General features: G+C 67.9%; 10 protein-coding genes. 3 read left to right on the top strand and 7 right to left on the bottom strand.

Annotated elements, in window-relative coordinates:
• Window positions 1-2: 2 nt before the first annotated feature.
• From J7E25_RS08095 to J7E25_RS08125, 7 genes are all read right to left on the bottom strand, one after another.
• Entirely contained in the window at window positions 3-1517 is a 1515-nt protein-coding gene (locus J7E25_RS08095) for an alpha-N-arabinofuranosidase (protein WP_214869592.1), read from the bottom strand.
• 81 nt (window positions 1518-1598) lie between these two features.
• Window positions 1599-2558, bottom strand: coding sequence for a carbohydrate ABC transporter permease (locus tag J7E25_RS08100; RefSeq protein WP_214869595.1), 960 nt, complete (start codon window positions 2556-2558; stop codon window positions 1599-1601).
• On the bottom strand, window positions 2558-3520 hold the full coding sequence (locus J7E25_RS08105) for a carbohydrate ABC transporter permease (protein ID WP_215009185.1): 963 nt from the start codon (window positions 3518-3520) through the stop codon (window positions 2558-2560). The genes J7E25_RS08100 and J7E25_RS08105 overlap by 1 nt, the downstream gene beginning before the upstream one ends.
• Window positions 3521-3602: 82 nt before the next feature.
• Entirely contained in the window at window positions 3603-4931 is a 1329-nt protein-coding gene (locus J7E25_RS08110) for an ABC transporter substrate-binding protein (protein WP_214869597.1), read from the bottom strand.
• A 196-nt stretch (window positions 4932-5127) separates the two neighbouring features.
• Entirely contained in the window at window positions 5128-6156 is a 1029-nt protein-coding gene (locus tag J7E25_RS08115; protein ID WP_214869598.1) for a LacI family DNA-binding transcriptional regulator, read from the bottom strand.
• A 54-nt stretch (window positions 6157-6210) separates the two neighbouring features.
• Window positions 6211-6936 carry a phosphatase PAP2 family protein gene (locus J7E25_RS08120; RefSeq protein ID WP_215009184.1) on the bottom strand — a complete coding sequence of 242 codons (726 nt, stop codon included), beginning with the start codon at window positions 6934-6936 and terminating at the stop codon, window positions 6211-6213.
• A 61-nt stretch (window positions 6937-6997) separates the two neighbouring features.
• Window positions 6998-8272, bottom strand: a complete 1275-nt coding sequence (locus tag J7E25_RS08125; RefSeq protein WP_214869600.1) for a multidrug effflux MFS transporter — start codon at window positions 8270-8272, stop codon at window positions 6998-7000.
• A gap of 428 nt (window positions 8273-8700) precedes the next feature.
• Between J7E25_RS08125 and J7E25_RS08130 the strand changes: the two genes are divergently transcribed.
• Genes J7E25_RS08130 through J7E25_RS08140 form a run of 3 tightly spaced genes read left to right on the top strand, consistent with a single transcriptional unit; the run spans window position 8701 to window position 11923 of the window.
• Window positions 8701-9996 carry an ABC transporter substrate-binding protein gene (locus tag J7E25_RS08130; protein ID WP_214869602.1) on the top strand — a complete coding sequence of 432 codons (1296 nt, stop codon included), beginning with the start codon at window positions 8701-8703 and terminating at the stop codon, window positions 9994-9996.
• A 14-nt stretch (window positions 9997-10010) separates the two neighbouring features.
• Window positions 10011-11054, top strand: a complete 1044-nt coding sequence (locus J7E25_RS08135) for a carbohydrate ABC transporter permease (RefSeq protein WP_214869604.1) — start codon at window positions 10011-10013, stop codon at window positions 11052-11054.
• Window positions 11051-11923: a carbohydrate ABC transporter permease gene (locus J7E25_RS08140; protein WP_214869606.1), complete on the top strand. Its 873-nt coding sequence runs from the start codon at window positions 11051-11053 to the stop codon at window positions 11921-11923. Before J7E25_RS08135 ends, J7E25_RS08140 begins: the two co-directional genes overlap by 4 nt.
• The last annotated feature ends 43 nt before the right edge of the window (window positions 11924-11966 follow it).

Here is an 11966-nt window from a genome sequence, read left to right on the forward strand (position 1 = left end):
GCTCATGCGCCGAGCGAGACGGCGGTCCACGACACGGCGGGCAGCACGATGGTGAGCTGCCCTTCGGCCAGCTCGGCGCTGTCGTTGGCGCGGAGGGCGACGCGCTCGGGCTCATCGAGCGTGTTCTTCGCGTACACGTCGTCGTCGGCGAGGGTCTGCGCGTCGAGCACCGTGATCTCGCCGAGCGCCGAGACGTCTATGGTCACGGAGACGGGTTCGCCCTGGCTGCGGTTCACAAGGAACACCGCGGCTCGGCCCGTCTCGGCGTCGTGCGTCGCCACCGCGTCGACGAGCGGCACCACGCCGTAGACCTCGGTCTCGTACGTGGGCGCTTCGAGCTTCACCTCGAGCGCCCTGCCGGTCGCGAGCTGCGACGTGAGCGCGAACGGGAAGAACGTGGCCTGCCGCCATGCCGGGCCGCCGGGCTCGGTCATGATGGGCGCGATCACGTTCACGAGCTGCGCGAGCGACGCACTCGTGACGCGATCGGCGTGCTTCAGCATCGAGATCATGAGGCTGCCGAAGACCACGGCGTCGGCGACCGAGTAGACGTCTTCGAGGAGGCGGGGCGCGACGGGCCAATTGTCGATGCCCTCGATCTTGTCGACGTTGTGGAATCGCTCGATGTACCAGACGTTCCACTCGTCGAACGAGATGTCGATGGTCTTGTCGCTGCCGACGACGGCCTTCACGTGGTCGGCAGTGGCGACGACCGACTCGATGAAGTGGTCCATGTCGACGGCCGACGCGAGGAACGAGCCGAGGTCGCCGTTCTTCTCCTCGTAGTACGCGTGGCACGAGATGTAGTCGACGTCGTCGTAGGTGTGCGTGAGCACGACGCGCTCCCACTCGCCGAACGTGGGCATGTGCGCGCTCGACGAGCCGCACACGACGAGTTCGACCGAGGGATCGAGCTGGCGCATCGCCTTCGCCGTCTGCGAGGCGATCTTGCCGTAGTCGTCGGCCGAGCGGTGGCCGAGCTGCCACGGGCCGTCCATCTCATTGCCGAGGCACCACATCTTCACGCCGAACGCGTCGGTGCGGCCGTTGGCGATGCGCTGGTCGGCGAGCGCCGAACCGCCCGCGATGTTCGAGTACTCGAGCAGGTCGAGCGCCTCGAGCGGGCCCCGCGTGCCGAGGTTCACGGCGAGCATGAGCTCGCTGTCGACCTTGTCGAGCCACGAGGCGAACTCGTGCAGCCCGATCTCGTTCGTCTCGGTCGAGTGCCACGCGAGGTCGAGCCGGCGGGGGCGCTTTTCGCGCGGGCCGACCGAGTCCTCCCAGCGGAACCCCGAGACGAAATTGCCGCCCGGATAGCGGATGGTCGAGACGCCGAGCTCCTTGACGAGGTCGATGACGTCTTGGCGGAACCCCTCGTCGTCAGCGGTGGGATGTCCCGGCTCGTAGATCCCGTCGTACACGCATCGCCCGAGGTGCTCCACGAAGGAGCCGAAGATGCGGCGGTTGATGGGTCCGACCGAGAAGTGCGGATCGATGGTGAGGCGTGCAGACGTCATGCGGTGCTTTCTGTGATGAGGTGTACGGTCTGCGGATGGCGCTGCTCGCGGCATCCGTCATGGTCTTCGTTCGCGGCGTGGCTATTTCACGCTGCCGATTGCGAGCCCGCCCTGCCAGTACCGCTGCAGGAAGAGGAACGACAGGATGAGCGGGATGATCGAGATGAAGGAGCCCGTCGTGATGAGGTTCCAGACCTGCTCGCCGCCGGCGCCCGCGTTCGACAGCGCGGTCCAGCGGTTCAGTCCGAGGGTCACGGGCAGCAGCTCGGGATCGGTGAGCACGGCAAGTGGCAGGAAGAAGTTGTTCCACGTGCCGACGACGGAGAGCAGGAGCACCGTCACGATCGCAGGCTTCAGGAGCGGCAGCGCGACCTGCGCGAAGGTGCGCAGCTCCCCGGCGCCGTCGATGCGTGCCGCCTCGAGCAGCTCGTCGGGAACGGCGTCCTGCGCGTAGACCCGCATCAGGTAGACGCCGAACGGGTTCAGCAGTGACGGCAGGATCACGGCCCACGGCGTGTTGATCAGACCCATCTGGCTGAGCAGCATGAAGGTCGGGATGACGAGGGCAGTCAGCGGCACCATCACCGACGCGAGCACGATGGTGAAGAACGGCCCGCGGCCGCGGAACCGGTACTTGGCGAAGCCGTAGCCCGCGAGGATCGCGAGGATGGTCGCCCCCGCTCCACCTGCGAACGCGTAGAGGAACGAGTTCGCGAACCAGCGCCAGTAGATGCCGCCCTGGTGGGTGAAGAGCCCGGCGATGTTGTCGAAGAAGGCGAACTGGTCGTCGAACCAGAGCGCCCCGCCCGTGCCCGTGAAGAGGCCGGAGTTGCTCTTCGTCGCCGCGACGATGAGCCACCACAGCGGCGTGATGAAGTAGATCGCGAGAATGATGAGGAAGGCGTGCGAGCCGATGCGCCGGCCTCCCGAGCGGCCGCGCCCCCGGCCGTCAGCACGGCGCGGCTGGTGCGCCGGCACGCCGGTGGAGACGGCGAGGTCGGTGGGCGCCGTGGCGGCGCGGCTCGAGGTCGTGGAAGACATCACTTCAGTCCGCTCTGCTTGCGCGTGAGGAAGAGGAACACGGTCGACCCGGCGAACACGAGCGCACCGAGCGAGAACGCGATCGCCGAGGCGTAGTTGAACTGGCTGTAGGAGAACGCCAGCGAGAACGCGTACATGTTCGGCGTGTAGGCCGCGTCGATCGCGCCCTGGGCGACGCTGCGGAGCACGACGGGTTCGGTGAAGAACTGGAGCGTGCCGATGAGCGCGAACGTGATCACCATCACCATCGAGGACGAGATCATCGGCAGCTTGATGCGTGTGGAGGTCTGCCAGCCGTTCGCGCCGTCGATACGCGCCGCCTCGTAGATCGAGGGGTCGATCGAGCGGAGGGCGGCGTAGATGACGATCATGTAGTACCCGGCCCACTGCCACGTGACGATGTTCACGAGGCTGCCGAAGACGCTGTCGGCAGCGAGGAAGTTGGGGGCGTCGAGACCGACGAGGCTGAAGATCGTCGCCGCGGGGCCGAAGCGGGGGCTGTAGAGGAAGCTCCACATGAGGGCGCCGATGACGACCGGGATGGCGTACGGCACGAAGATGAGCAGCCGCGACAGCTTCGACACTCGCGTCGCGAGCGTATCGAGCACGAGCGCCGCGACGAGTGCGACGAGGAGTTGCGCGGGGATCATCACGACCGCGTAGGCGAGTACCCGCAACATGCCCTCGAGGAAGAGCGGGTCGGTGAACGCCTTCGCGTAGTTCGCGACACCGGTGAACTCGGTGCCGGTCGCGAGCGTCGAGGTGAACAGGCTCATGCCGAACGCGTACCCGAGGGGAAGCACGAGGAAGATCACGAAGACGATCGCGAACGGGGCGACGAACAGCCAGCCCCAGCGCTGGCGGCGACGAACGAGGCGGGCACCTCCGCCCGGGCGTGGAGGCGCGTCGCGCGGCGACCGGACCGCGGGTGTCGCGGCCGCCTCCATGGTGTGACTGGTCATCGTTGCTCTCTTCGTCGAGTCGTCGGTCGGGGTGGGCCCGCGTCCGGTGAGTGCAGCTCACCGGACGCGGACCGCAGGGAGGCTACTTGAGCGTGAAGCCCTGCTCGGTGGCGTACTTCTCGAGCGAGGCCTGCAGGTCGTCGAGCGCCTTCGAGGAGTCCTTCTCGCCCTGCACCATCGCGTACAGTTCCTCGGTCAGCTGGTCGTAGGCGTAGTTCTGGAAGGGGCTGAAGGTGAAACCGGTGTAGCCGGATGCCGCTTCGAGGAACACGTCCTTGTTGATCTGCTGCCCGCCGAAGAACGGGTACTCGAGGTCGCGGAAGTAGTCGGACTCGAGGATCGGCTTCCACAGCGGGAAGAGCGCCGCCTCCTCGATGCCGATCTTCCACGCCTCTTCGGTGCCGAAGACCTCCTTGGCGACGGTCGCCGCAGCCTCGGGGTCTTTCGCCTGGCTCGTCACCGCGAACGTGGATCCGCCCCAGTTGATCTGCACCGGGTTGGCCGGGTCCCACTGGGGAACCGGCGCTGCGCGCCAGACGGCGTCGGCGTCGGCGTCGGAGAGGCCGCCGAGGTAGCCGGGGCCCCAGGCCGCCGCGATGTAGATCGCATAGGAGCCGTCGACGAGCTTGGTGTTGTAGTCGGCCGTGAACGCGTCTTCAGTGCCGACGAGGCCATCGGCCGCGAGCTTCTCCCAGTACGCGAGCACGTCCTTGGCCGGCTGGTCGTTGACCTTGATGCCGACCTCGGTCGGCTTCGCGTTGTCGTAGACGAACGGCGTCGAGCCGACCTGTGCGAAGAGGGCCTGGTTGTAGGCGCGGCCGTTCGTCGGGAAGTCGGCGAGCACCCCGGGCGCCCCGGCGTCCTTGAGTGCCTGCGCGGCCGCCGCGAACTCGTCCCACGTCGTGGGGACGGGGATGCCGTACTGGTCGAGGATGTCCTGCCGGTAGAGCATGCCCATGGGCCCGCCGTCGACCGGGATCGCGTAGACCGCGTCGCCGCTCGAGACGTCTTTCCATGCGCCCTCGCTGTAGTCGTCCTTCACGTCGCCCGCACCGTACTCGGAGAGGTCGACGAGGGCGTCGCGGATCGAGAAGCTGGAGAGCACCTCGGACTCGAGCATGATCACGTCAGGTGCACCGGAGCCCGATTCGATGGCGGTCGAGAACTTCGTGTACTCGTCGTTGCCCTGGCCGGCGTTGGTCCAGCAGATCTGCACCTCGTCGTGGGTCTTGTTGAACAGGTCGACCACCTGCTCGAATGCCGGGTACCAGGCCCAGACGCTCACCTGGGTGGCCTCGGGCTGAAGGATCTTGTTGGTGCAGGACTCTGCGCCGGCACCGGTCGAGCAACCGGTGAGTGCGGCTGCTGCGACGGCGACGACGCCGGTCGCGGCAAGGAGCTTCGACTTCATTTGCTGTGCTTCCTCTCGCGGTGTTGGACACCGTTGTCTCTGGCGATGGAGGCTCGTGCGCCGTCGCACAGCTGGGTGCTCCGCGGCGAGTTCCGAGTCTTCTACAACGTTGTAAATACAACGTTGTAGAGACATGCTGCCCCGCCATTCGCGTGATGTCAAGTTCAAGCCGGACGCTTGCCGGATCGAGCTCGGACTACGCGTCGATCATCGCCTTCGATGGGGCCGACTCGCGCTCGACCACGTGGAAGTCGGCGAGGAGAAGCCGCGGCTCGCCTGCGGCATCCGTTCGCTGGATCCGCTCGAGGAGGGTCGTCACGGCGGTGCGAGCGATCCAACGCTGGCCGGGATCGATGGTCGTGAGCGACGGAATGGAGTACTCCGCCTCGTCGAGACCGTCGAATCCCATGACGGCCACGTCGGCGGGCACCCGGATGCCCGCCTCCTGCAGCACGCGCATCGCGCCGAGCGCGAGCGTGTCGTTGAGCCCGAACACCGCATCGAATGTGACGCCGCGGTCGAGGAGATCCCGCATGCCGCGGGCGCCGTTCGCGCGGTGCCACGTGGTGGTCTCGCTGATGATCGAGTCGTCATAGGGCACGCCGGCCGACTCGAGGGCCTCGCGGTAGCCGCGCAGTCGCAGGCCGGCCGAACCGATGACCTCACCCGGGTGCGCCCCGACGACGGCGATCCTCCGTCGCCCGGAGGCGAGCAGGTACTCCGTCGCGGCTCGCGCGGCCTCCACGTTCCGCATCGTCACGTGGTCGACGGGTGCGTCGAAGATGCGCTCGCCGAGGAGCACGAGCGGGTACGGCCGCTCGAGGTGCGCGGCATCGTCCTGGCCCATGCCGAGCGCGCTGAAGATGAGTCCGTCGGTCATCTGCAGCCGCGGACTGCGCAGGAGCTCGAGCTCGCGATCGCGGTCGCCACCCGTCTGCTCGACGAGCACGACGAGGCCCGCCTCCTCGGCGGCTTCGATGACGGCGGCCGCGAGCTCGGCGAAGTAGCTGAGGGCCAGTTCGGGCACCGCGAGGGCGATCGCTCCGGTGCGGCCCGACCTGAGGCTGCGTGCGGTGAGGTTCGGGGTGTACCCGAGGTCGGCGATCGCCTGCTCCACCTTGGCCTTCGTCGCCGGCCGGATGTGCGGGTAGTCGTTGATGACGTTCGAGACGGTCTTGATCGAGACCCCCGCCAGACGGGCCACGTCATGCAGCGTCGACGCCATGGTGCCTCCTCAGCCGATGCCGACACTCTACAACGTTGTAGGCCGCGACCCGGATCATTCGCGCGGTGGCGTGATCGAGGCCTGCGCACGGGTCGACGCTGCTCTCGCCGCCCGGTCGACCCAAGCGAGTCGCTCCCGCTCGAGTTGCGTGGCGAACAGCGCCCAGAGCACGAGCGCGACGCCGACGCCCACGAGCGCACCGCCGATCGTGTCGGTGACCCAGTGCGCGCCGAGATAGGTGCGGCTCACCGCCATGAGCACCGTGTACGCGGCGCCCACCACGTATACCCAGACCGTGGGCACGATCACGGCGATCGCGAGCGCGATCGTCGCGGCGTTCCCGACATGTCCCGAAGGGAACGAGCCGGTGTCCGAGGCAACGAGGATGTCTTCCGGTCTCGCTCGCATGAACGACTGCTTCAGCACCTGCACCACGCCCGCGCTGAGCGCCGAGGCGACGATGAAGTACAGCGCCGCCCACGGCCGCCGGGCGAAGAGCAGCACGACCGCCGTCAGGACCGGCACGACGAAGACGCCGACGAGCCCGCCGCCGAGCGCGTTCATGCCGAACGCGAAGACGTCGCCGACGGGCCCGCGCAGTTCGACGAGGTCTTCGGCCCATTCCTCGTCGAGGTCGAACGGCGCCCGGCCCGCGCGCGCCATCACGAGCACTCCCAGGAGGATCGCGATGACGACCGCGGCGGTGCCGCTCACGAGCGGCACGCGCCTTCCGAGCCGCCGCGCCGACGCCTCGCGCTCGCCTTTCGGATGCGCCGTCATGCCCTCCACGCTAGCGGCGGGTCCGCGGCATCCGCGTCATCCGCTGGACGGAGTCTCTTGCTCAGTCGCTGAGAGGCGGCACCGTGCTCGGGCGCACGAGTCCCCACAGCGCCGAGATCGCGACCACGGCCGCGCACAGCATGACGAACGCCATGGGTACGGCACTGCCGACGCCCAGGAGTCCGATGAGCGGCGAGATCAGGCCGGCGAGCCCGAAGTTCAGCGCACCGAGCAGCGACGCAGCGGTGCCCGCCTCGGCGCCGTGCCCTGCGAGAGCGAGCACCTGCACCGCGGGGAAGGAGAACCCGCACGCCAGGATGTAGATCCACAGCGGGATCGCGGTGCCCCAGAAGCCCGCACCGGAGGTGTCGAGCACCATGATCGCCACGGCCATCGAGAGGTGCACGATCGTCGTGATCGCGAGGATCCATTGCGGCTGCACCTGGCCGCGCATGAGCCGCGAGCTCGTCTGCACGCCGATGATGATGCCGACGGAGTTCACCGCGAAGAGCAGTCCGTACTGCTGGGCGGTGAACGCGTAGAGCTCCTGGAAGAGGAACGACGACGTGGAGAGGTAGCCGAAGAGGCCCGTGAACGTCATGCCTCCGACGAGCACGGCACCGAGGTACACGCGGTCGCGGAAGAGCGCCGTGTACCGGTCGCGCAGCGTCGAGTGTCCGGCGACGTGACGGCGCGACTCGGGCAGCGTCTCGACGATGAAGAACGCGACGGCGACGACGACGACCGCGCCGTAGATCGCGAGCACCACGAACACGCCGCGCCAGTCCATGAACTCGAGCAGCTGCGAGCCGATCACCGGCGCGAGCACCGGGGCCAGGCCGTTGACGAGCGCGAGGCGCGAGAGCATGCGCACGAGCGGCTTGCCGCCGAAGAGGTCGCGCACCATCGCCATGGCGACGACACCGCCGGCGGCCGCGCCGAAGCCCTGCAACAGGCGGAACACCATGAGCCATGCGATGTCGGGCGCAAGCGCTGCGGCGACGGATGCCGCGATGTGCAGCAGTGTGGCGAGGATGAGCGGCAGTCGCCGGCCGACCTTGTCGCTCCACGGGCCGACGATGAGCTGGCCGAACCCGAACCCGATCATCGTGCCCGTGAGCGTGAGCTGCACGGCGGCGGCCGAGACGCCGAGCTCGTCCTGCAGCACCGGGAACGCGGGCAGGTAGAGGTCGACGGTGAAGGGGCCGAGCGCGGTGAGCGCTCCGAGCACGAGGACGTAGACGAGGCGCTGGCGGCGGCTGAGGAGGTCGCCGGGGTGCGACGGACGATCGTAGTCGTCGGGACGGATGATGGGGATTGAGGAGGTGCTCGACATGCGTATTCCTGGGCGTGCTCGGGTGCGGCGGCGCACGCCCTCGGGCACCGGGAAACAGGACTGACGGCACCTCGGGCGCCGTCAGTGTTCGATCTCAGGCTTCGCGCGGCCTCGAATCGATTCGACTACCGTCCAGTCTAGCGCGCGCCCCCCTGGCCAGATCAAGTTCGAATCGGCTTTCGAGACGAGCCAGCGCCAGGGCCAGTCCGTCGAAACGAACCGGGCGCAGCACTTTCGAGAGGTTTCGGCGGTGCACTCAGTCGAACTTCCCGCCCCGCTCGAACGCGCCCACTCCAGCCTGGAGGCGCAACGACGTCCTCAAAGGGCGCCGAATATGTTGCGCTTGACGGCATATCTGAACCCATCGTATATTCGACACGTCCAGATCACTTTCGACGCAGACGTCGAAACTTTCGAGAGGTTCAAAGATGAACAGACGCAGCATCACACGGCTCGTCACGCTGAGTGCCGTGGCAGCGCTGGCCGTCGGCACCCTCGCCGGGTGCAGTGCCGGAGGCGATGACACGGGCGACGGCTCGGTCAACCTGACCTTCTGGCACAATTCAACCACCGGCGACGGCAAGGCCTACTGGCAGCAGACGGCCGACGACTTCGAGGCCGAGCACCCCGGCGTCACCATCGAGATCCAGGCCATCCAGAACGAGGACATGGACGGCAAGCTCCAGACCGCCCTGAACTCCGGCGACGCGCCCGACATCTTCATGGCCCGGGGCGGGGGCAAGCTCGCGGCCGTCGTCGAGGCGGGTCAGGTGCAGGACCTCACCGACGCGCTCTCCGACGACACGAAGGCAGCACTCGGCGAGGCATCGCTCGCCGCGCTCTCCGTCGACGACAAGGTCTACGGCGTACCGTCCTCCGTGCTGCCGGGCGGCATCTACTACAGCAAGGACCTGTTCGCCCAGGCCGGCATCACCGCGCCGCCGACCACCTTCGACGAACTGAGCGAGGACGTCGACAAGCTCAAGGCGGCCGGCGTCGCCCCGATCGCCCTCGGCGCCAAGGACGCCTGGCCCGCCGCCCACTGGTACTACTTCTTCGTCCTTCGCGAGTGCTCGCAGGACGTCGTGGCCGAGCTCGCGACGGACCCGAGCTTCACGGATGAGTGCTTCCTGCGCGCCGGCGAGGACCTCGCGGACTTCACCGCCACCGAGCCGTACAACGATGGATACCTCACCACAACCGCCCAGCAGGGGGCCGGCTCCTCCGCGGGCCTGCTCGCCAACCACAAGGCGGCCATGGAGCTCATGGGCGCGTGGGATCCCGGTGTGATCGCCTCGCTCACGCCCGACGAGCAGCCGCTCGCCGACCTCGGCTGGTTCCCCTTCCCCGCCGTGGACGGCGGTGACGGCGACGCGGGTGCGATGATGGGCGGCGTCGACGGCTACAGCTGCTTCGTCGAAGCGCCGAAGGAATGCGGCGAGTTCCTCGAGTTCGCCTCGCAGAAGGAGCAGCAGGAGACCTATGCCGAGGCATTCGTGACACTTCCGGCCAACAAGGACGCACAGAGCGTCGTCACCGACCCCGCGCTGCAGGAGGTGCTCGCCTCATACAACGACGCACCGTATGTCTCGGTGTGGCTCGACACGCTGCTCGGCCAGAACGTCGGCAACGCGCTCAACGTCGGCGTCGTCGACCTGCTCGCCGGCAAGGGCGATGCCCAGGGCATCGTCGACGCCGTCGAAGACGCCATCAAGAAGGGCTGAGAGGCCCTCGCAACATGAGCGTTCGCACCAGCTCTCCCGCACCGAGGCGAGCCCCGGCAGACGGCGTTCGGGCCGGGGACGACGTGTCGTCCCCGGCCCTGCGCCGGGCCACCGAGCCGGCGGCGTCGGCTCCGAGTCCGGGCCGCGGCCGGCGCGACTGGAGGAAGGCCGTCGAGATCGCCGTGCTCGTCGGCCCGGCCCTCGTCGTCTTCCTCAGCTTCGTCATCTTCCCGGTCGTCATGGCCGGGTACTACGGATTCTTCCGTTGGAAGGGCTACGGTCCGCCCACGGACTTCATCGGCCTGCAGAACTACGTCACGATCTTCCAGGACCCGACGTTCCACGAGGCCCTCTGGCACAACGTCGTCATCGTCGTGATGTCGCTCGTGCTGCAGGGGCCGATCGCGCTGCTGCTGGCGCTGCTGCTGAACCGCCCGATGCGGGGGCAGTCGGCGATCCGGGTGCTCATCTTCGTGCCGTACGTCATCGCCGAGGTCGTCGTCGGCACCGGCTGGAGCCTCATGCTCCAGAGCGACGGCGCGCTCAACGGACTGCTCGAGAGGATCGGCCTCGGCGCCCTCGCCCAGGACTGGCTCTCGAATCCCGCGCTGGCGATCTGGACCCTGCTGGCGATCATCACCTGGAAGTACATCGGCTTCGCCGTCATCCTCTTCCTCGCAGGCCTCCAGGGCATCCCGCAGGAGCTCACCGAGGCCGCCCAGATCGACGGCGCCTCCTACTGGCAGATCCAGCGCCGGATCACGCTGCCGCTGCTCGGCCCGACCCTGCGCATCTGGGCGTTCCTGTCGATCATCGGATCGCTGCAGCTGTTCGACCTCGTCTACATCATCTGGGGCCAGTACATCGCCTCGACCGCGGGCACCTCGACGATGGCGACGTACATGGTCGCCAACGGCCGCAATGCCGGCAACTACGGCTACGGCAACGCCGTGGCGGTCGTGCTGTTCCTCATCTCGCTCGTCGTCGCGCTCGTCTACCAGCGCTACGTGCTGCGCCGTGACACGGCCGGTGCCCTCACTGAACGGAGCGAGCGATGACCGCCTCGACCATCGCCATCCCACAGGCCAGACGGCCGCGCGGCAACGGCCGGCTGCCGTGGGGCAGCCCCGCGACCTACTTCGGGGCCCTCGTCGTCGTAGGGCTCATGCTGGCGCCGATCCTGTACATCATCGTCGGCGGCTTCCGCACCAACGCGCAGATCACCGCTGATCCCTCGGGGCTGCCCTCGCCCTGGGTCATGAAGAACTACGCCGAGGTGCTCGGCAGCACGACCTTCTGGGGCGAGGTGGCGAACTCCACGGTCGCCGCGGTCGTCACCACGATCGGGGTCGTCGCGCTCGGCCTCATGGCCAGCTACGTGCTCGCGCGGTATCGGTTCCGGGCGCGAGGCGTGCTCTACGCGGTCTTCGCCGCCGGCCTGATGTTCCCGATGACGGTGGCGATCACGCCCCTGTACCTCGTGGTGCGCAACCTCGGCTTGATGAACTCCCTGGGCGGCCTCATCCTGCCCCAGATCGCCTTCGCCCTGCCGGCGACGATCATCATCCTCGTGCCGTTCCTGCGCGCCATCCCCGACGAGATCGAGGAGGCCGCCTCGATCGACGGATGCTCGCGCCTCGGCTTCTTCTGGAGGATGGTGGTGCCGTTGGCCTTGCCCGGCGTCATCACCGTGGGCATCCTCGCCTTCATCGCGAGCTGGAACAGCTACATCCTGCCGCTGTTCATCCTGAACAACGAGTCTGCCTTCACCCTGCCGCTCGGAGTGCAGGCCTTCGCCTCGCAGTACTCCGTCGACACCGCCAAGGTGCTCGCCTTCACCTCGCTGTCGATGATTCCCGCCCTCATCTTCTTCAGCATCTTCGAGCGCCGCATCGTCGGCGGTCTGACCGGGGCGGTGAAGGGATGAGCGAGCCGGTGACGGATGCTGCGGACGCGACGGATGCCGCCGC

It is taken from the genome of Agromyces sp. ISL-38, assembly GCF_018613935.1.
Lineage (GTDB): Bacteria > Actinomycetota > Actinomycetes > Actinomycetales > Microbacteriaceae > Agromyces.